Raw genomic sequence first — 20813 nt, 5'->3', positions numbered from 1 at the left:
CCGCGCTGGCACGGTTCCACGCCTCGACCCGCGTTCAGCCCTTCCTCGTTGGTGCGGGAGGCCTTCAGCGTGGCCTGCACGGTGCGCCGGCACACCGGACCCTGGCTCATCGCTGAGATCCCTCAGTTTTCTTACTCGGCCGGGGCATGTCTCGGCGCTACCCGGACGTGCGCGCGTTCGCCTTGTTTCCCGATGAGACTCAGGTACTCGACGGGACCAGCGCTGGTGGCCCCGAACCAGTGCGGGGTGCGTGTGTCGAACTCCGCGGCCTCCCCGGGCTTGAGGATGAGGTCGTGTTCCCCGAGCACAAGGCGGAGTGTTCCGTTGAGGACATAGACCCAGTCGTAACCCTCGTGGGTGCGCAGGTCGGGTTCGGCGACGTCGCTTCCGGCCGGGAGGACGAACTTGTAGGCCTGGATCCCTCCGGGCCTACGGGTCAGCGGCAGGATGACCGAGCCGTCGCCGCAGGGGATGGGACGCAGATTGATGCGCGGGTCGCCGGTCGGCGGCGCATCGACGAGCTCGTCGAGTGTGACTCCGTAGGCGCGAGCCAGCGGAAGCAGCTGCTCGAGCGTGGGACGGCGCAGGCCGGCCTCGAGCCGGGACAAGGTGCTGGTGGAGATGCCGGTCTCGGCCGCGAGGTCGGCGAGCGTGACGTCTCGATGCAGCCGAAGGCGCTTCAACCTCGGTCCGACAGCGTCAAGAGTGCGGTCAACGGCATCATCCATCCCTCCATTTTGCCATTCGGCAACAACGTTTGCACATCCGCCTTCTTCATCAGCACCATGACGAACCAACGCGAGCGAGGAGGATGACCTATGACGCAGCAATTCGACAAGGACTTCTGGGAGCGGCATTGGCAACAGGGGCGAGCTGGGGGCCCCGGATCCATGGGCGGCAACCCGCCGAACCCGTACCTCGCTCGTGAGACCAGCGGCCTGACACCCGGCACGGCACTGGATGCGGGGTGCGGCGGCGGCGCCGAGGCGATCTGGCTTGCCTCCCACGGCTGGCACGTCACCGCAGCCGACATCTCGTCCGAGGCCCTTGCTCGCGCTGCCGAGCGCGCGGCGACGAACGGGGCCCCCGAGCGCTTGCAGTGGGTTGAGGCGGATCTGAGCGTCTGGAGCCCCGGCGCGCAGTTCGACCTGGTTATGACCCACTACGCCCACCCGGCGATGCCGCAGTTGGAGTTCTACGACCGCATCGCCGGATGGGTGGCTCCCGGCGGCACGCTGCTCATCGTGGGGCATCTGGACACCCCGGGCTCTACCGGTCACGGGCACCACCCTCCCGCCGAAGCGTCGGCCACCTCCGCGACCATCACCGCGCGCCTGGACGGCATGGAGTGGGAGATCGTCACCGCCGATGAGCACCTCCGCACGCTCACCGGCCCTGGGGGCCGAGCGGTCCCCCTCCACGACGTGGTCGTGCGCGCCACCCGACGCCGGTAATCACGCCATCCGACAGCGCCAGGGCCCGCTGCGGCGCCGATGGCCGAGGGTGGCGAGCCAGGCTTTGCCGCCGCCGTGGTGCCGGCACGAGCTCACCGGGTGGTGGGCGCCGTGGCCGAGGACGCCTGGCCCGTCCGCGCAAGGTGACGTAGAACGAAACTTGACTTGTTGTGGGCGCTGTCACCGCAGATGGCGGGGTACGTCGCCTCGCACGTGACGTGGGTTCCCGCCGGTGGTGAGGGGCCAGATCAGAGATCTCAAGGGGGAGCCCATGCGGTGTCGGTCGTGGCCGGATGCCGGCGCTTCAGCACAGGCGGCAGGCGTGTGTCCGGCCGCCGGGGAGCGGGCACCGTCGAAGCCGGCACGATCGGGAAGCGCATCGCCGGGCGTGACCGGCGGACGGCGGAAAGCCGGGGCTGCGGGTGCGCGGCTGGCGAGGTCATGAGCGACAGCACGGAGGACAACACCCGGGAGGACACGGGCAGGTCGGTTCGCCCGCCGTCGCTGGCCGATCTGGTGATCGTTCTGGTCACGCTGGTGGTGCTGATCGGTGGGTCGCTGGCGTTGTTCGGCTTGGACGCCCTCGACGGGCCGATCCAGGTGGCGCTGGTGTTGTGCGCGCTGGTCGCGATGCTGGTGGTGCTGAAGAACGGAAACCGGTGGGATGAGGTCGAGGCCAGCGGGCAGCGCGCGCTGTCGTCGGTCACCAGCGCGGTTTTCATCCTGCTGGCGGTGGGCGCGCTGATCGGCACATGGAACATGTCCGGGACGATCCCGACCCTGGTGTACTACGGGATCCAGGTGCTGTCGCCGGGCTGGTACTACGCCGCCGCCGCGCTGCTCTGCGGCATCGTGGCGATGTCGATCGGCAGTTCGTGGACCACGGCCGCCACGATCGGCGTCGGGCTGGTGGGCATCGCGACCATGCTGGGGGTGTCGGCGCCGGTCACCGCCGGGGCGGTGATCTCGGGCGCCTACCTCGGGGACAAGCTGTCCCCGTTGTCGGAGACCACGGTACTGAGCGCACAGATGGTCCGGGTCAACGTCTATGACCACATCAAGCGGCAGGCCTGGACGTCGATCCCGGCGTTCGTGATCGCCTTCGTACTGTTCCTGTTGATCGGCTGGGTGTGGGGGCCGGCCGCGACCGACATGGGTGACACCGCGAGTGAGCTGACCGCTCTGGGCGACATCTACTGGATCACTCCGCTGAACCTGTTGCCGCTGCTGTTGCTGATCGTACTGTCGGCGCGCAGGGTGCCGGCGACGCTGGCGCTGATGGCGGCGGCGATCTTCGCCGGGATCGTGGGGATCTTCACCCAGCCCGCGGTGATCCGCGCGTTCGTTGGTGAGCCCGGGCTGAATCCGGTCGTGGCCGGGATCAAGGCGATCTGGCGGGCGATGGCGAACGGGTATGTGAAGAGTTCCGGTCTGGCGGATGTGGACCGGCTGCTGTCACGCGGTGGGATGGACAGCATGCTGCCGACGCTGTGGCTGATCATCGGTGCGGTCACGTTCGGTACGCTGCTGGAGGATTTCGGCCTGCTCAAGCGGCTGATCGATCCGATGGTGCGGGCGGCCAAGGGCACCGGCCGGCTGTTCGTGGCGGTGTTCGCCAGCGCCTTCGGGCTCAACATCGTCGCCGGTGACCAGTACATCGCGCTGGTGTTGCCGGCGCGGGTGTTTCGGGCCGAGTTCGCCAAGCGCGGTCTTGCACCGACGAACTTGTCGCGGCTGACCGCCGACAGCGGCACGGTCACGTCACCGCTGGTGCCGTGGAATTCCTGCGGCGCGTTCATGGGTGCGGTGCTGGGCGTACCGACGCTGGCCTACCTGCCGTTCTGCTTCTTCAATATCGCCAGTCCGCTGCTCAGCGTCGTGTACGGGTTCAGCGGCTTCAAGATCGAGCATGTGTCCCCGGAGGATCAGGCCAAGGACGGGAAGCCGCGCGGTGAGTGAGACCCACACGCAGGCTCGGGCCGCGCGCGGGGCGTCGCCGCCGATCCTGACCGCGATGGTGGTCGTTCCATGGTCGGCACCGGTCTGAATGCCGCGATCGGCCAGTAGAAGAGATCGCTGAATGAGCGAGACCGTCTCCGACGCCGACGCCAACCGCGCCGTGAGCCTGGCGCTGCGCGTCGGCGAGTTGCTGCTCGCCAACGGAGAGGGCACCGAAAACGTCACGAACGCGATGCGCGCGATCGCGCGAACCTACGGTGTGCGCCGGATCGAGGCAGATGTGAACCTGTCGGCGTTGACGCTGTCCAATGTCCCGGACGACGGCCGTCCGCCGGTCACGGCCGAACGGAGAGTGCGCAGACGCCAACCTGACTTCGCCCGACTGGTTGCGCTGCACGACCTGGTCGGCGAGATCATCGCCCAGAAGTTGCCGCTGACAGTGGCACGCGAGCGCCTGCACGAGCTCAGTAGCCGCGCCAGGATCTATCCACGATGGGTGGCGGCCACGGCGCCCCCACTGGTCGCGGCCTCGGCAGCGGTACTGACCGGTGGCGATCCCGTGGTGGCGCTGGCCGCGTTCATCGCGACCCTCCTCGGGGATCGAGCCGGGACATGGCTGGCCAGGCGGGGAGTCGCGGAGTTCTTCCAAACGGCCGTGGCGGCGGCCGTCGGCGCCGCAACCGCGGTGCTCATGATCTGGCAGCAGATACCCGTCCAGGCCTCAGCGGTCGTCGTCGGAGCGGTGATCGCGTTGTTGCCAGGCCGGCCGCTCGTCGCCTGCGTGCAGGACGGCATCGCCGGCGAATACGTCACCGCCACCGCGCGGCTGTCGGAGGTCGTGTTCATCGTGGCAGCCGTCCTCTCGGGAATCGGCATCATGCTCACCTTCGCCGTCAAAGCGGGTGTGCCGATCACCCTGGACGATGCGCCCACAGCACCGCTGTCGCTGGCAGCGCCGCAACTGCTCGGGGCGCTCATGCTGGGGCTGACGTTCGCCGTGGCGCTACGCGTGCCGCCCAGGCACATACCACCGGCAGCCCTCGGTGGCCTGATCATTTGGAGCGCTTATGTCTGTCTGCGCTGGCTGGCCTGGCCGGCGGTGCTCGCCACCGCGGTGGCCGCCGCCGTGATAGGGCTGCTGGGCTCGATGTACGCGAACCGGGTGCGAGTACCACCGATGTTGTTCGTGATTCCGGCGATCGGGCCACTGCTGCCGGGCTCGGTGCTGTTTCGCGGAATGTTGAAGCTGAGCCTCGGTGACGTGCTCGGCGGCACACATTACCTGATCGAGGCCCTGTCAACTGCCTTGGCCATCGGCGCCGGAGCGATCCTGGGCATCGACGTGCTCCGTGCTCTGAGCGGTCGCGACATAGCGCGTCGCATCCGCCCAGCCGCCCGCCGCACCAGGGGCTATTGACGTCCGCCAGCGGTGAGACACGCGTGAATCACGTCCCAGGCGGGCCGCGCCTCGCGACACCGCAAGCTGACGACGCAGAACCAGAATTTCCGCCTCCTTCGACCTCTGCGAGCGGCCCAGGAGCTCCGGCCGACCCGCGAGACGTACGAAGATCAGATAGCTCGATGAGGGCCAGCGGGTTGCCGTCGGCTTCGCCGAGCACACGGTGGCGCAGCCCGACCGGCAGCTCGCCCGCGGTGGCGTCGAGCAGCTTGGCGGCGTCGGCGGGCAGCAGGCCGCCGAGCCGGTACTCGGGCAGTCCGGGCGCGGGGAAGCCGGGGTCGCGAGCGGCGAAGAGCAGGGCGACACCGTCGGCGTCCAGGCGCCTGGCGGCGATGAGCAGCGCGTCGGCCGAGGCGTGGTCGAGCCAGTGGGCCTCGTCGACCAGGCAGAGCAGGCCGCCCTCCTCGGCCAGCTCCGACAGCAGGGACAGCACGCCGAGGCTGACGAGGAAGCGGTCTCCCGCGGCGGGTCCGAGACCGAAGGCGCCGCGCAGGACGCGCATCCCGTCCGCGGCCGAAGCGGCGTAGTCGAGGAGCGCGGTCTTGCCGATGCCGGGATCACCGCGCAGCACCAGCACGACGCTCGCGCCCTCGCGGGCCTCGGCCAGCAGTTGGTGCATGGTGGCCTGCTCGCCGTCGCGCCCCCACAGCACAGGGCGCAGCCTATTACCTATGAGATGACTCATTCGCCCTCTCCCGACAACGCCCTAGTTTCGCACCATGACGCCCTTCCAGATAGACATCCCGCAAGAAGCCCTGGATGACCTGCGCGAACGCCCGATCCGCACCCGCTGGTCGCCCGAGCTGCCCGGCGCCGGGTGGGAGCGCGGCGTGCCGGCCGACTATCTCAGGGGGCTGGCCGACTACTGGGTCAACCACTTTGACTGGCGCAAGGCGGAGGCCGAGCTCAACCAGTGGCCGCAGTACAGGACCGAGATCGACGGCCAGACCTTGCACTTCCGGCACATCCGCGCCGAACGTGAGGACGCGCTGCCGCTGCTGCTCATGCACGACAACCCAGGCGGGATCATCGGCCTGCTGGACGTGCTCACGCCTCTGTCGCGCCACTTCCACGTCGTGGCCCCCACCATGCCCGGCTTCGGCTTCTCCACGCCGCTGGCCAGTGTCGGCTGGACCGTCCCACGCACCGCCGCGCTGTTCGACGAGCTGATGTCCCGCCTCGGATACGAGCGGTACGGCGCGCACGGTGGAGGCGGCGGCGCCAACCTGTCCATGGAGCTCGGCCGCCAGGTTCCCCAGCGCCTCGCCGGCATCCACGTCAACGCCTACGTCACGATCCCAGCCGGTGAGCTGCCCGAGCTGAACGAGGACGAGCAGCGGCGGCTGGGCCTCATGCAGAGGCTCATGCAGGACGGACTCGGCTTCAACATCATCATGACCACCCGCCCGCAGACCATCTCGCATGGCCTGCACGACTCCCCCGTAGGCCAGGCCGCCTGGATCGTGGAGAAGTTCAAGGAATGGACGGACGACGACGCCGAGCTGCCCGAGGACGCCTTCTCCCGCGACCGCATCCTGACCGAGGTGAGCACCCAGTGGTTCACCGGCACCCAGGGCTCGATCTCGCAGAGCTACCACGATGTCTCCCATGACCCGAATGCGTGGGGGCCGAAGGCCAAGGTCACGGTCCCGGCAGCCTTCGCGGTGGCGGCCGGTGACGTGACGGTGCGCAGCTTGGCCGAGCAGGAAGCGAACGTCGCCCGCTGGACGGAGTTCGACCGTGGCGGGGCCTACCTGGCGCTGGAACAGCCTGAACTGCTCACCTCCGACGTGCGCGACTTCTTCGGCGGCCTCCACTAGACAAGGACGCGGTCTCCACCGGGACGAAGAAGGCGGCGGTGCCCTCGCCCTCCAGGTGGGATGGCCGCGGTGCTGGCCGCCATAGTTGCCGCACCGCCGACCGCCCAGCCGTCCCTGCGATCACCAGGGCGATCGCGGCGGCCGCGGTCGACACCCACAAACGCGACTCCCTGGCCGCCGCCCGCGGCCCCTACGCAGGGTCCGCTCTGACCAGCCGCAGGAACGCCTTCAACCCCGTGATGACCTCGTGGTTGTCGGCCAGCCCGTCCACGGTCTCGTCGAAACGCCGGGTCATGAGCGTCATCCGGCGTCCCAGATCATGGTCGGCCAGCTCCAGCCCGTGCCGAGCCGCGGCCAGGTCCGCCGTGAGCCGGGTGAACTCGCGCTCGAGGCGTTCGGTCGTGGCGTGCAGCGCGGCGACCTGATCTCTCAGGGCAAGCACGTCCGCACGGGGGTAGCGCACCTCGCGTCCCAGCGTCTTGATCCGGTCGCGCAGGTGCGACGTGTACGCCCCGATCGGCCGGAAGCAGGTCGCCAGCAGGTAGAACGCGGCGAAGTAGTAGCCGACCTGAGCGCCGGAGAAGTACGTGATGATCGCGATCACCACCGCCGACACGACGTGACCGGAGATCGCAAGCGCGAGCATGCGGCGGGCGATGCTCCCGGCCTCCTCCTCGCGGTGCCGGGCCACCTCGATGCCGGCCTCCCTGGACACCTGGATCTCGTGGACGACGTGGCGGGCGGTGAAGCACAGATTCCAGGGGACGGTCAGGATGACGAGCAGCCAGAGCAGGCTGATCGCGCCGAGGCCCAGCGAGACGAGCGTGGACAGCGCCACGCCCGCGTAGAGGATCAGCCAGGCGGTGAGCAGCGTGACGAGCAGGCAAGCGAGTAACAACCACCATTTCATACGCCTCAGCGTCCCCCCGGGGACCGAGCGGGCACGAGCGCTGATCTACTCAGATCACGCCTGAGCATGTCGCGGCCACGCCTGTGCGGCGCGGGCCGGCCTCTCGGTCAGGATGTCCGGTCCACGAGAGGTCGCCGGCGTCGAGCCGTTGGAGGGTTCCGTTGTCCATGCTGTCGTGCGTCGTCCGCTGTCTCTGCTATGCGGCGCACATGAGCCGCTCGGCTGCGGCGATGGCGTCGGCCGGTTGGCCGGAAGCCAGCTGGACGACCACCTCCGTCTCGCCGTCCGCACTGCTCATCGCCATCCCGCTGTAGCCGAAGATCCACCCGGAATGGCTGAACACGCGCCGCCCGCAGCGGAGCGTCTCGGCGAAGATTCCGAAGCCGCCGGTCTGCAGTTGCCTGCCCAAGGTCTGGGTGAACACCCAGTGGTAGAAGCTCGACACGTCGGCCGCGGTCGAGATCAGCCCGCCCGCGGTCCAGAAGATCGACGAGTCCAGCTCGGCGTTGTCCACCCCGTCGGTGTGGACTCCGTGCGCGAGATCCTTGGGCAGGTCGTCGGTCGGCAGCTCGGTCGCGGTCAAACCCTGCGGGCCCGTGATGCGCTCGCGCAGCAGTTCCCTGTACGGCTTGCGGGACACCTTCTCCAGAATCATGCCGAGCAGGATGAAGTTGGTGTTGGAATAGCCCTGTGCCTCTTTGTCCGCATATTTCAGCAGTTCTCGCGGCGGCCAGTGCCGCAGGTGGGCGCCGTTGCCCAAGGCCTTGACGAAACGCTCGTCGCGCAGGTAGTCGGAGATGCCGCTGGTGTGCCTGAGCAGGTCCGCCACGGTCGCCTTCGTCTTGATGACACCGGGCAGGACTTTGCCCACCCGGTCGGTGAGCGCCAGCCGCCCCTCCTCGACCTGCTGCAGAACGAGCGTCGCGGTGAACGTCTTGGTGATGCTCGCGATCCTGAACCGGTGATCGGTCCGCATCGGCACCCCGGTGTCCGCCTGCCCTGCCGCCGCCTGCCACGTCTGATCGCCCTTTCTGACGTGCACCACCGCGCCCGACGATCCGGCCTCGACCAGCCGCGTGGCCTCCGCCTGCACGGCCGGCGCCGGGGAGGGCCGTACGGACGGCGTCCGGGGGACGGGAGAGCTGCACGCGACCGCGCAGAGCAGGGCGAGGACGGCTGGGATCCGCATGACTTGATAGTGATGTCCGAGCTTTTCGGGGGGAAGGCCGGCCCGCCGCAGTCCGACTGCTGTCAACACCCCGCAAGGCTACTGCCAGCAAGATCATCAGCTCTCTGACCGATATGTCGAATAAACTCGACTCAATTAGTCAATATGGGAAGAAGTCTTATCAACACCAAGACCGAAACCCCGGTTACGGGCATTCCGTGGATGAACGAGATCTTCACGCAGCGTGACAGACGCCCCTGGCGCAGGGCGGAGCAGTGATCATCCGCCCAGCTGGAGAGGTTGCACCACCCACCGAGACGCCCACGGGCAGCGGAAATTCGATGCCCGAAACCTCTATTCCGTCATTGGTTGAAATTTCACTCCTTGACTGACTTTCGGACAAAATAATAGGAATGGCGTGGCTTTAGGCGTTAACCGGTCCTCGCCACGACGAACCCTGACGAGCGGCCCATAGTTCCTGCTGCCCGCGCGACGACCTCGCACGGCGCGGTGGATCCGTTTGGGGGGGTGACTTCGCGTAGCAATGCGAGAGGAACATGTGCTACCCGAGACACCGTTCGCCTCGCTGAGGCGATACCCGACCGGCGCTCCGCTCCTCTTCTGCCTCCCCTACGCCGGTGGAGACGTCTCCGCGTTCTGGGCGTGGCGGCACGCGTTCGACGGAGTCTTCGACGTACGGGTGGTGATGCTCCCCGGTCGTGAAGGCCGGGTGGCGGAACCCGGGGCCCTCTCCCCGGAGCTGATCGCACGGTCCATCGCCGCCCACCACCGCACGCCGTACTCGATCTATGGGCACAGCATGGGCGGCCGGGTCGCCTTCGAGGTGGTGCGCGAGCTGCGGCGGCTGGGCGTGCGCGGGCCCGAATGCCTCTACGTCGGCGCCGCGCACCCGCCGGAGCGCCAGGAGACGCTGGGGCGGTGGACGGGCCTGAGTGACGAGGACCTGATCGAAGAGCTGATCCACCGGCTGGGAGCGCCCCCGGAGTTACGGACGCAGCCCGAGGTCAAGGCTCTGTTCATCCCCGCCCTGCGGACGGACATGGAGTGGCTGCGCCGTTACCGCTTCACCAGGCAGGAGCCGCTCGACGTCCCCATCGTCGCCTTCGCCGGCGCTCATGACCGAGAGGTCGCCCACCCCACCATGCTCGGCTGGGCCCGCCACACCTCCTCGACCTTCCGCCTGCACACGCTCGACGCCGCGCACCTCTTCCTCGCCACGCACGGCGATCAGGTGGCGCGGACGATCGCAGCGGGCCCCCAGCAGCGCCTGACCCCGGACGAGGTGCACGTGTGGCTGGCCGACCTCGAGGAACTGCCCGAGATGTGCGCGGCCGTCGACGAGCTGTCGCCCAGGGAGGCGGCACGAGCGGCCAGGTTCGGGCAGGAGGATCATCGGCGCTGGTTCGTCGGCAGGTCGGTGCTGCTGCGGCGGCTGCTCAGGGAGTACGGGGTCGAGCCGGGCGTCGGCGAGCTGCGTACCCGGCCCGGCGGCAAGCCGTACACCGGGACCGAGCTCACCTACAGCCTCAGCCAATCGGGCAGGTTCGTGCTGGTCGCGCTGGCGACGGGCCGGGAGGTGGGCGCCGACCTCGAGCGCTTCCGCCCGCCGGCCGACGAGCAGGCCTTCTTCGAGGGGGCGCTGGACGAGCGGGAGCGCGATGAGTTCGCCGCGCTGCCCGAGGAGCTGCGGTCGCACAGCGCGCTGCGCACGTGGACGGCGAAGAAGGCGGTGCTGAAGGCGACCGGTGACGGGCCGCGGGTGGATCCGGCGCTGTTCGGGTTCGCCGGGCAGCGGCCGGGCGCGACGTGGGTGCCCGACGTGGCGCCCGAGGTGGCGCGGCTGGCGGAGTGGCGGGTGACGCACCTGCCGCTGGGCCGGGCGATCGCCGCGATCGCCGTCCGCGCGCCGCGTTTCCTGCTGCGTTTCGAGACGGTACGGCAAGGCCGGCTGGCACGGCAGGGCGTGGAGGCCGCAGGATGACGCTCCTCAGCAGTCTGATCACGGCCCAGGCCGCGAAGACCCCGGATGCCCCGGCGGTCCGGCAATGGGAGAACGTGCTGACCTACGCCCAGCTGGTCGAGCGAGCGTGGGCGCTGGCGAGCCGGCTCCGCGAGCTCGGCGTCGGGCCGGAGACGCGGGTGGGCCTGTGCGCCCGCCGTACCCCGCTGATGCCGGTGGCGGTGCTGGGCATCATGCTCGCCGGCGGCGCCTACGTGCCGCTGGATCCGGGTCATCCGCGCAAGCGCCTGGAGGAGGTGCTGGAGGACGCCGGGATCGCGGTGGTCGTCGTGGACGGGCACGGCCGCGAGCTCCTGGACGGCTGCGGCCGTACCCTCGTCCCGGCTTCGGCCGGCGCCGCGGCGCCGCAAGAGAGCGACGCCGTGCCGGGCAATGCGGCCTACGTCATCTACACCTCGGGCTCCACCGGCCGTCCCAAGGGCGTGGTGGTCAGCCATCGCAGCGCGGTCGCCTTCGCCACCTCGACGGTCGCGCACTTCGGCCTGGACGCGAGCTGCCGCTCGGTCGCCTTCTCCGCGCTGGGCTTCGACGTTTCGGTGCTGGACATGCTGGCCCCGCTGGCCGCCGGCGGCTGCGTGCAGCTGGTGCCGGACGAGGACCGTGTGGATCCGGCCCGGTTACAGCGCTTCCTGGAGGAGCACGACGTCACCTGGGGATTCATCCCGCCTGCGTTGCTGCCACTGGTGGATCCGGCGCGCCTGCCGTACCTGAAGGACGTGGTGACGGCGGGCGAGCCGCCCGGGCCCGAGCAGGTGGCGCGGTGGTCGGCGCACGCGCGCTTCCACAACTGGTACGGCCCGACCGAGTCGACCGTCTGCGTGGTGGGCGGCGAGTTCGACGGCGTGTGGGAGCGGCCGCTGCCGATCGGGCGGCCGTTGCGCGGCTGCCGGGCGCACATCCTCGACGAGGAACTGAACGAGTGCCCGCCCGGTGTGCCCGGTGAGCTGTTCATCGGTGGGCCGCAGGTGAGCCGCGGGTACCTGGGCCGGCCCGGGCTGACGGCCGAACGTTTCGTGCCCGACCCCTTCGCGGCGGAGCCGGGCGCGCGGTTGTACCGGACCGGCGATCACGTGGCGTGGGAGGAGGACGGCCAGATCTCGTTCATGGGCCGCCTCGACCGCCAGGTGAAGGTCCAGGGGCAGCGAGTGGAGATCGGCGAGGTGGACTCGGCGCTGCGCGCGCATCCCGGGGTGCTGCAGGCGGTGGTGGACTTCGCGGGCGAGCTGGTGGCCTACGTGACGCCCGAGGACGCGCCCGACCTGGCCGAGCTGCGCGAGGATCTGGCGGTGCGGCTCCCGCCGTACATGCTGCCGAGCAGGCTGGTACGGCTGGCCATCCTCCCGCTGAACTCCTCGGGCAAGGTCGACCTCGCCACGCTGAGGGCGCGGTCCCAGCCGGAACGGGGAAGCGGCACGGGACTGGCCGGGATCTGGGCGCGGGTGCTGGAGGCGCCCGCCCCGGACGACGCAGACGACTTCTTCCAGCGCGGCGGGCACTCACTGCGGGCGATGCGGCTGGTGACCGCGGTACGCGCGGAGCTGGGCCGGGCGGTGTCGGTCGAGGACGTGTACGCGGCCAGGACCTTCGGCGGGCTGCGTGCGCTGGTGGAGCGCGCGCCGCGGGAGACCGCCGCAGCGCCGCCTACCGGGAGCCCTGCCGCGCTCTCCCCCGCCCAGCGCCGGATGTGGTTCGTCGAGCAGCTGGCGCCGGCGTCCACCGCGCACAACATCGCGATGGCCGAGCGGATCCGCGGCCCGCTCGACACCGGCGCGCTCCAGCGCGCGCTCACGGCCGTGGTGGCGGTCCACGAGGCGCTGCGCTGGCGGGTGGGCGCGCGCGAAGGGATCCCGGAGGTGACGGTCGCGCCGCCGGGCGAGGTGCCGCTGCCGATCGACGACCGCTCCCCCGAGGATCTGGCCGAGGCGTTGCAGGCGGAGGCGCGGGCGCGTTTCGACTTGGCCGCCGGGCCGCTGTTCCGGGCGCGGCTCATCCGGCTCGGCCCGGAGGAGCACGTGCTCTGCCTGACGGCGCACCATCTGGTGTTCGACGGCTGGTCGCAGGATGTGCTCTACCGGGACCTGGCCGTCGCCTATCGCGGCGAGCAGGTCGAGGTGCCAGGGCACGGGTTCGCCGACTACGTGCGCTGGCTGCGCGGGCACGGCGACGGCCAGGCGCTGAGCTGGTGGCGAGAGCACCTGCGCGATGCCCCGCTGGTGCTGGATCTGCCGAGGGATGGAGCCAGGCCGCCCGCGCAGACCTTCCACGGCGCCTCCTGCCAGGGCGCGCTGGATGCGACGCTCGCCAAGCGGGTGGCCGAGCTGGCCGCGGGACTGGGGGCCACGCCGTACGCGGTGCTGCTGGCGGCCTTCGGCCGGCAGCTGTCCAGGCTGTCGGGGCAGGACGACCTGGTGGTGGGAGCGGCGTACGCGGACCGGCCGCACGTGGCGTTCGAGTCGTTGGTGGGGATGTGCGTGCAGGTCCTGCCGCTGCGGCTGCGCCCTCAGGGGGACTTCGCGGAGCAGGTGACGGCGTGCGCGGCCGAGCTGGGCGCGGCGATCAGGCACCGGGACGTGCCGCTCGGGCAGCTGCTGGAATCGCTGCGGCTGCCGCGCGACCTGAGCCGCAACCCGATCACGCAGGTCATGTTCAACATGTACAACTTCGCGCAGGCCCGGCTGGAGCTGGCTGGTTGCGCGAGCGAGCCGTTGCGGCCCGGGCTGCCGGGGGCGCTGTTCGACCTGACCATGTACGTGAGCGAGCAGCGCGACGGTTACGCGCTGGAGCTGGTCTACAACCCCGACCTCTATACGGCCGAGCGCATGGCGGCGCTGGTCGACGGCTACGTCGAGCTGCTCGACGAGCTGCTGACGGGGCGGGTGGGACACGACTCCCCCGACGTGGAGCTCCCGGGCTGGGCCGGGCCCGGGCTGCTGGAGCTGGTCGGCGACGCGCATGCGCCAGCGCGGCGGCGGACCGAGGCGGCGCTTCGGAAAGCGGGTGTCGAGCCGGGGGCCGTGGTGGCCGTCGTCGCCTCTCGGGTGCCCGAGCTGCCGGGGATCCTGCTCGGCGTGCTGGCGGCGGGGGCACGGTGGGTGGTGATCGACTCGGCTCATCCTCCTGCCGTACAGGAGAGGCAGATCGCCGCCGCGGGAGCCCGGGTGATCTTCCGGGACCACGAGATCGAGCTGCGCGAGGGGAGCGCTGATCTGCCGGGGCCCGGCTATCTCTCGATGACCTCAGGCACCACAGGCGATCCCAAGCCGGTCGTCACCGCCGAGAGGCCGCTGGCTCATTTCCTCTCCTGGTATGTCCGCACCTTTGCCATCGAGCCGCACGATCGGTTCGCGCTCCTGTCCGGGCTGGCCCACGATCCGGCGCTGCGCGACATGTTCGTCCCGGCCGCGGCGGGCGCCGAGCTGTTCGTGCCCGAGCAGGAGCTGACCCGCGATCCCGCCAGACTCGTCACCTGGCTGCGCGAGCACGCGATCACCGTCCTCCACCTGACGCCACAGCTCGCGGCGATGCTGGCGGGCACCGGCGCCACGCTGCCCGACGTGCGGCTGGCCGGCGTGGGTGGCGACCGGTTCACCGGTGCCGAGGCGGGCAGGCTGCGCACGCTCGTGCCTCATGCCCGGCTCGTCGCCTTCTACGGCACGACCGAGACGCCACAGGTGCACGCGTGGCACGAGCTCGCGGAGCCGTACCCGGAGATCGTGCCGATCGGGCGGCCCATCGAGGGCAGCGAGATCATCGTGGTGGCGCCGGACGGCAGGCGGGCCGGTGTGGGCGAGCTCGGCGAGGTGGTCGTCCGCAGCCGCCACCTGGCCACCGGCTACCTGGATCCAGCGCTGACCAGCCGGCGCTTCGCCGGCGACCGCTTCCGCACCGGGGACCTCGGCCGGCGCAACCCCGACGGCACGATCACCCCGGCGGGGCGCGCCGACGACCAGGTGAAGGTGCGCGGGTTCCGGGTCGAGCTGGGCGAGGTGGAAGCGGCGCTCGCCGCCTGCCGGGACGTGCGTGCCGCGGCGGCCAGGGTCGAGGGAGGCACGCTCATCGGCTACGTGGTGCCCGCCCGGCCGGGGCTGGCGGCGCATCGAATCCTGGAGGAACTGCGGCGCGTGCTGCCCGAGCACGCCGTACCCACTGAGGTGGTGGCGCTGCCCGCGCTGCCGCTGACGCCCAACGGCAAGGTGGACCGCGCCGCGCTGCGCGGACGGCCGGTCGAGCAGCCGAAGGCCAACGGCCGCCTCGACGGTCCCACGCAGAAGGTCGACGGCCCCACGCAGAAGACGGTCGCCCAGGTGTGGCACGCCGTGCTGGGCATGCCGCGGCTCGGCCCCGACGACAACTTCTTCGAGATCGGCGGCCACTCGCTGGCCATGGCCGCCGTGCAGGCGCGGCTGAAGGCGGCGATCGGCCGCGAGATCCCGATCGTGGAGCTGTTCAGGCATCCCACGATCCGCACACTCGCCGCTCATCTCGATGGCGCGGGCGGCAGTCCGGGACTGGACCGGGCGGCGCGCCGCCTGGCCGTACGACGAGACAGGTTGAGGAACCGCAACGAGAAGGGGACTGCCCCATGACGGACGAGCCCACGGCTGAGCCGATCGCGATCATCGGCTTGTCGTGCCGGGTCCCGGGAGCGGGTGACGCGCAGCAGTTCTGGCGCAACCTCGCCGACGGCGTCGAGTCGCTGACCACCTACACCCTGGAGGAGCAACGGGCGCTGGGCGTGGCGGAAGGTGTGCTGGCCGACCCGAACTTCGTGCCGGCCGCCATGGTGCTGGAAGACCATGAGGACTTCGACGCGGCGTTCTTCGGCATGTCGATCAGGGAAGCAGAGGTCCGCGATCCACAACATCGGTTGTTCCTCGAGCTGTCGCACACGGCGTTGGAGGATGCGGGCTACGACCCGTTCCGCTATCCGGGCGAGATCGGGGTCTACGCCGGGACCGGGACGGACGCCTACCAGTGGCGGAACATCCGCAGCAACGCCCAGGCCCACAAGAACGCCGGCTGGCTGGCGGTCATGGTGGGCAACCACGTCGACTACTGCGCGACCCTCACCTCCTACAAGCTCGACCTGCGCGGCCCCAGCTACACCGTGCACACCGCGTGCTCGAGCGCGCTGGTGGCCTTCCACATCGCGTGCGAGGCGCTGCGCAACGGCGAATGCGACATGGCGCTGGCCGGCGCGGCCATGCTGGACCTGCCGCAGGGCGAGGGGTACGTCTACGACCAGGACGGCATCGTCTCGCCCGACGGGCACACCCGCTCCTTCGACGCCGACTCCGGCGGCACCATCTGGGGCAGCGGCGGCGGCGTCGTCGTGCTGAAGCGGCTGTCCGAGGCGATCGACGACCGCGACAACATCCGCGCGGTGGTCCTGGGCAACGCGATCAACAACGACGGCGCGGGCAAGGTGGGCTTCTCCGCGCCGAGCCTGGACGGGCAGGCCGCGGTGATCGCGCAGGCGCTGGGTGTGGGCGGCGTGGATCCTCGTACGGTCACCTACGTCGAGGCGCACGGCACCGGCACGACGCTCGGCGACCCGATCGAGGTGGCCGCGCTGTCCAGCGTGTTCGCGCAGCATACGACCGACACCCAGTGGTGCGGCATCGGCTCGGTCAAGAGCAACATCGGCCACCTCGGCCAGTCGGCCGGCATGCCCGGCGTGATCAAGACAGTGCTGGCGCTGGAGAACAAGCTGATCCCGCCGACGCTGCACTACACGAGGCCCAACCCGAAGATCGACTTCCCGGCGAGCCCGTTCTACGTCGTCTCCTCGCCGACGAAGTGGGAGCGCAACGGCTTCCCGCGCCGCGCCGGGGTCAGCTCGTTCGGCATCGGCGGCACGAACGCGCATGCCGTACTGGAAGAGGCGCCGCCGCGCCCGCCGCTTCCCCGCGAGCGGCCCGCGCACCTGCTGAAGCTGTCGGCCAGGACGGAGTCCGCGCTGGCCGCCGCGCGGGAACGGCTGGCGGCGCACCTGGCCGCGCACCCCGAGACGGACCTGGCCGACGTGGCCTTCACGCTGCGCGTGGGCCGCCGCGAGCTCAAGCACCGGGCCGCCGTCGTCACCACGTCACCGGCCGACGCGGTGGCCGCGCTGGCCGACCCCAAGCGGATCGTCGCCGGTGCCAAGCCGAAGCGACCTCCGCAGGTGGCCTTCCTCTTCTCCGGTCAGGGCTCTCAGTACGGCGGCATGGCCGCGGAGCTGTACCGGAACGAGCCGGTCTTCCGCGAGGCGATCGACGAGTGCGCGGCCGTCCTGGACGTGCGTGAGCAGATCTTCGCCACCGGCGAGGAGGCGGACGAGGCGCTGAGGCAGACCTCGCTCACCCAGCCCGCCCTGTTCACGGTCGAGTACGCGCTGGCCAGGCTCTGGCTCTCGCTGGGCGTCGAACCGGCCGCGATGATCGGCCACAGCATCGGCGAGTACGCGGCGGCCACCATCGCCGGCGTCTTCACGCTGCCCGACGCGTTGCGGCTGGTCGCGGCGCGCGGGCGGCTGATCCAGGGCATGCCGCCGGGCTCCATGCTGGCCGTGCAGCTCATGCCCGACGAGATCGCGCCGATGTTGCCCGACGGCGTCTCCGTGGCCACCATCAATGGCCCCGGCACGTGCGTGGTGTCCGGCCCGTCCGAGTCGATCAGGGAACTGGCCGAGATGCTGGAGGAGGAGGGCATCGGCTGCACCCTGCTGCGCACCTCGCACGCCTTCCACTCGGCGATGATGGAGCCGATGCTCGGCGAGTTCCGCGAGCTGGTCGCGGCCACCGAGCCGGCCGCGCCGAGCCTGCCGTTCCTGTCCAACGTGACCGGCACCTGGATCACCGCCGCGGAGGCCACCGACCCGTCCTACTGGGCCAGGCATGTGCGCGAACCGGTCCGCTTCGGCGACTGCGTCTCGACGCTCCTGGCCGACGGCGAATGGATCATGATCGAGTGCGGGCCGGGACGGCAACTGTCCGGCCTGGCGGACATCCAGCTGCCCGCCGGTGCGATCGCCCCGCTGCCGTCGCTGCCCGGCCCGCGCGATCGGGCCGGTGACGTCGCGGTCTTCTCGCAGGCCGTGGGCACGCTCTGGGTCCACGGCATCGAGCTGAACGACTTCGGCGCTCCCGGCTTCCGCACCTCGCTGCCCACTTACCCGTGGGAGCGGCAGCGCGCCTGGATCGACCCCGACCCGCAGGGCGCCTTCACCGGCGGCGCCGCCCGCCCGCAGCAGGCCGACGGGCCCCTGCCGCCCGAGCAGTGGTACGGCGTGCCCGTCTGGCGCCAGGCACCCGCCCGTCCGGCCCAGGCGATGGCGGGGCCGTCGCCGATCGCGCGCTGCCTGGCCTTCGTGGACGAGGACTCGGCCGAGCTGGCTGACGCACTGCGCGCTTCCGGGGCCGAGGTTCTGGAGGTACGGCCGGGCACCGGGTTCGACGCGGTGTTCGACGCTTTCGACGGATATTTCACGGTACGGCCAGCCGTACGGGAGGACTACGACGCGCTGCTCGAAGCGGTCGGCGAGATTCCCGAGCGGATCGTGCACGCCTGGGCCCTCACCGGCGGCGAGCAGGCGTGGGCGGCACAGGACCGCGGCTTCTTCGGTGTCTTGGCTCTCGTGCAAGCGCTGTCGGCGGCCCAGCCTTCGGGTGGTGTGCGGCTCGATCTGGTGACCGCGGGCACGATGGACGTCGTCGGCGACGATCTGACCAGGCCGGAGCACGCGACGCTGGCCGCCTTCGCCCGGGTCGTCCCCCTGGAGACGCCGTGGCTGAGTGTCCGCCACATCGACGCGCCGGACCGGGATGCGGTGCGTGGCATCGCCGCCGAGCTGGGCCGCGAGGCGGAGCCCGGCGAGGCCGGGCTGCTGGCCCCAGTCGCCCTGCGCGGCGGGAAACGGTGGCTCCTCGGATACGAGCAGGTGGAGGTGGCGAGCGAGCCGAGTGTGCCGCGCGACGGCCAGGTGTATGTGATCACCGGCGGTCTGGGCGGCATCGGCATCTCGCTGGCCGAGGATCTGGCGGCGCACGCCCGCGTCAACCTCGTCCTGCTGTCCAGGAGCGGGCTGCCCGACGGCCCGCCGCGGTCGGCCCGCGAGGCGCGCGCCGTCGCGGCGATCCGCCGCATGGAGGCCGCCGGGGCGCGGGTGCTGACCCTCGCCGCCGACGTGACGGATCCGGCGCACATGCGCCGGGTCAGGGACGAGACGCTCGCCGCCTTCGGCCGGGTGGACGTGCTCGTGCACGCGGCCGGCCTGCCCGGCGGCGGCATGGCCCAGATCAAGGAGAGGGAGGCGGCGGAGGCCGTGCTCCGCCCCAAGGTGCTCGGCACGCTGGCGCTCCAGGAGGCCTTCGGCGACCTGGAGCTCGAGGCCGTGGTGCTCTGCTCGTCGATCACCGCGGTGGCCGGCGGGTTCGGGCAGATCGACTACTGCGCGGCCAACAACTTCCTCGACGCGCACGCCCGCGCCGGACGAGGCTGGAAGGCGGCCCAGATCGTCAGCGTCAACTGGGGCAAGTGGCTGGAAGTCGGCATGGCGGCGGAGACCGCGGCGCCCGCCGGATTCGTCGCGTTGCAGCGCGGCGACCGGATCAAGGCGATCGACCACCCGGTCCTCACCGCGCGGCACGCCGGGGAGGCTGGCAACGGGCTCGACTGGTGCAGCGGCACCCTCTCGCCGAGCACGCACTGGGTGCTGGACGAACACCGCATCGCCGACGTACCGGTGCTGCCGGGCACCGGTCACCTCGAGCTGGCCAGGACGGCCGCCGAGGCGGTGCTGCCCGGCAGCGGGCTCGTCGAGCTGCGAGACGTGGTGTTCGTCGAACCGCTGTCGGTGGCCGACGGGGCGACCGCCGAGGTAAGGGTGATCTTCACCCCGGAGGCGGACGGCGCGGAGTTCCAGGTGCAGAGCATCATCGGCGGGACACACCGTACCCATGCCAGAGGCATGGCGGCCAAGGTGAATCCGCCGCATGCTGACCGCGTGGACCTACGCGCGATCATGGATCGCTGCGTGCCTTCGGTGGACGGGCAGGGCGGCGTCCCGCTGTCGGGTCTGCTCACGCTGGGCGGGCATTGGAGCAGGACCCTGACCGCCACGCATATCGGCCAGCAGGAGGCGCTCGGCCTGTTCGAGGCCAACGACGTGCTGCTGGCCGATCTCGACCGCTGGGGGCTGCACCCGGCCCTGCTCGACGCCGCCACCACCTTCAGCTGGACCCGAATCGAGGGTCACTACCTGCCGCTCGGCTACGGCCGCATCACCGTGCGCGGGAGCCTGCCCGAGGCGTTCTGGAGCCATCTGCGTATCACCAGCACCGACACCGACGAAGTGCTGGTCGTCGACGTCACGTTGATCGCGCCCGACGGCACGGTGCTGGTGCAGGTCTCCGACTACGTCCTGCGGAGGATCGACACCGATGCCGTGGTCACCGGGGTCGTCGCCAGTGCCGACTCTCAACGCGCCGCCCCGGATGCGGCCGACGATGCGGTCGGCATCAGGCCGGCCGACGGGGCCGTCTCCCTGCGCCGGCTGCTCGCCGCCCCGCTCGGCCCTCAGGTCGTGGTGGCAGCCAGTACGGTGGCCGAGCTCGTCGCCGGCGTCGGCTCGCTGACCCAGGAGACCGTCGAGACCGAACTCGATCCGGCGGCGATCGCCGACCGGCAGGACAAGGCGCCTGCCGAGGATTACGTCGCCCCGCGCGACGACGCCGAGGCCACGATCGCCCGCCTGTGGGGCGAGGTGCTCGGCGGCGACCACATCGGCATCGACGACGACTTCTTCGAGCTGGGCGGCAACTCGCTCATCGCGGTCCAGCTCATCGCCCTCATCCGCAAGGAGCTGGGGGTGCGGCTGCCGATGCGCAGCCTCTTCGAGGAGCCGACCGTGGCCGGGGTCGCAGCCCTGATCGACGCCGCCGCAGCGTCCACCACCGGGCCCACCACCGGGCCCCCCCTGTCGCTTATACACATCTCCTAGCCCCCGCGGAGCCCAGAAAG

The 20813-nt window shown here is 70.8% G+C and carries 11 protein-coding genes; 7 read left to right on the top strand and 4 right to left on the bottom strand.

Going from position 1 to position 20813, the window contains the following annotated elements; all coding sequences use genetic code 11:
- Positions 1–131: 131 nt before the first annotated feature.
- Complete coding sequence (locus tag ETD86_RS22965; protein WP_138668223.1) at positions 132–728, bottom strand: helix-turn-helix domain-containing protein; 597 nt, start codon at positions 726–728, stop codon at positions 132–134.
- Positions 729–818: 90 nt separating this feature from the next.
- On the opposite strand from ETD86_RS22965, the gene ETD86_RS22960 reads away from it, so the two are divergent.
- From ETD86_RS22960 to ETD86_RS22950, 3 genes are all read left to right on the top strand, one after another.
- On the top strand, positions 819–1454 hold the full coding sequence (locus ETD86_RS22960; protein ID WP_138668222.1) for a class I SAM-dependent methyltransferase: 636 nt from the start codon (positions 819–821) through the stop codon (positions 1452–1454).
- 441 nt (positions 1455–1895) lie between these two features.
- Entirely contained in the window at positions 1896–3413 is a 1518-nt protein-coding gene (gene nhaC, locus ETD86_RS22955) for a Na+/H+ antiporter NhaC (protein WP_138668221.1), read from the top strand.
- A 121-nt stretch (positions 3414–3534) separates the two neighbouring features.
- Complete coding sequence (locus tag ETD86_RS22950) at positions 3535–4830, top strand: threonine/serine exporter family protein (RefSeq protein ID WP_138668220.1); 1296 nt, start codon at positions 3535–3537, stop codon at positions 4828–4830.
- Between the two features lie 28 nt (positions 4831–4858).
- Here the strand turns inward: ETD86_RS22950 and ETD86_RS22945 are convergent, their stop codons facing one another.
- Positions 4859–5524 carry an ATP-binding protein gene (locus tag ETD86_RS22945; protein WP_246148090.1) on the bottom strand — a complete coding sequence of 222 codons (666 nt, stop codon included), beginning with the start codon at positions 5522–5524 and terminating at the stop codon, positions 4859–4861.
- A gap of 67 nt (positions 5525–5591) precedes the next feature.
- Here ETD86_RS22945 and ETD86_RS22940 point away from each other — a divergent pair, with 67 nt between their 5' ends.
- Entirely contained in the window at positions 5592–6692 is a 1101-nt protein-coding gene (locus tag ETD86_RS22940; RefSeq protein WP_138668219.1) for an epoxide hydrolase family protein, read from the top strand.
- Between the two features lie 190 nt (positions 6693–6882).
- On the opposite strand, the gene ETD86_RS22935 is transcribed toward ETD86_RS22940, so the two are convergent.
- Together ETD86_RS22935 and ETD86_RS22930 are read right to left on the bottom strand one after the other, a co-directional pair.
- On the bottom strand, positions 6883–7602 hold the full coding sequence (locus ETD86_RS22935) for a hypothetical protein (RefSeq protein ID WP_138668218.1): 720 nt from the start codon (positions 7600–7602) through the stop codon (positions 6883–6885).
- Positions 7603–7798: 196 nt separating this feature from the next.
- Entirely contained in the window at positions 7799–8791 is a 993-nt protein-coding gene (locus ETD86_RS22930; protein ID WP_138668217.1) for a serine hydrolase domain-containing protein, read from the bottom strand.
- A 538-nt stretch (positions 8792–9329) separates the two neighbouring features.
- Between ETD86_RS22930 and ETD86_RS22925 the strand changes: the two genes are divergently transcribed.
- The 3 genes from ETD86_RS22925 to ETD86_RS22915 are packed head-to-tail and all read left to right on the top strand — an operon-like array spanning position 9330 to position 20793.
- Positions 9330–10772 carry a thioesterase domain-containing protein gene (locus tag ETD86_RS22925; protein ID WP_170223222.1) on the top strand — a complete coding sequence of 481 codons (1443 nt, stop codon included), beginning with the start codon at positions 9330–9332 and terminating at the stop codon, positions 10770–10772.
- Positions 10769–15397, top strand: a complete 4629-nt coding sequence (locus ETD86_RS22920) for a non-ribosomal peptide synthetase (protein ID WP_138668215.1) — start codon at positions 10769–10771, stop codon at positions 15395–15397. The genes ETD86_RS22925 and ETD86_RS22920 overlap by 4 nt, the downstream gene beginning before the upstream one ends.
- Complete coding sequence (locus ETD86_RS22915; RefSeq protein WP_138668214.1) at positions 15394–20793, top strand: type I polyketide synthase; 5400 nt, start codon at positions 15394–15396, stop codon at positions 20791–20793. The genes ETD86_RS22920 and ETD86_RS22915 overlap by 4 nt, the downstream gene beginning before the upstream one ends.
- The last annotated feature ends 20 nt before the right edge of the window (positions 20794–20813 follow it).

The sequence above is a fragment of the Nonomuraea turkmeniaca genome, assembly GCF_005889735.1.
Taxonomy (GTDB): Bacteria; Actinomycetota; Actinomycetes; order Streptosporangiales; family Streptosporangiaceae; genus Nonomuraea; species Nonomuraea turkmeniaca.
This window is presented reverse-complemented; position numbering and strand designations above follow the sequence as displayed.

Excerpts from the sequence above, each read along its gene's own strand:
- ETD86_RS22960 (WP_138668222.1), top strand. The coding sequence starts at position 819 with ATGACGCAGCAATTCGACAAGGACTTCTGGGAGCGGCATTGGCAACAG.
- ETD86_RS22920 (WP_138668215.1), top strand. The coding sequence starts at position 10,769 with ATGACGCTCCTCAGCAGTCTGATCACGGCCCAGGCCGCGAAGACCCCG.
- ETD86_RS22940 (WP_138668219.1), top strand. The coding sequence starts at position 5,592 with ATGACGCCCTTCCAGATAGACATCCCGCAAGAAGCCCTGGATGACCTG.
- ETD86_RS22930 (WP_138668217.1), bottom strand. The coding sequence starts at position 8,791 with ATGCGGATCCCAGCCGTCCTCGCCCTGCTCTGCGCGGTCGCGTGCAGC.
- ETD86_RS22965 (WP_138668223.1), bottom strand. The coding sequence starts at position 728 with ATGGATGATGCCGTTGACCGCACTCTTGACGCTGTCGGACCGAGGTTG.
- nhaC (WP_138668221.1), top strand. The coding sequence starts at position 1,896 with ATGAGCGACAGCACGGAGGACAACACCCGGGAGGACACGGGCAGGTCG.
- ETD86_RS22950 (WP_138668220.1), top strand. The coding sequence starts at position 3,535 with ATGAGCGAGACCGTCTCCGACGCCGACGCCAACCGCGCCGTGAGCCTG.
- ETD86_RS22915 (WP_138668214.1), top strand. The coding sequence starts at position 15,394 with ATGACGGACGAGCCCACGGCTGAGCCGATCGCGATCATCGGCTTGTCG.
- ETD86_RS22935 (WP_138668218.1), bottom strand. The coding sequence starts at position 7,602 with ATGAAATGGTGGTTGTTACTCGCTTGCCTGCTCGTCACGCTGCTCACC.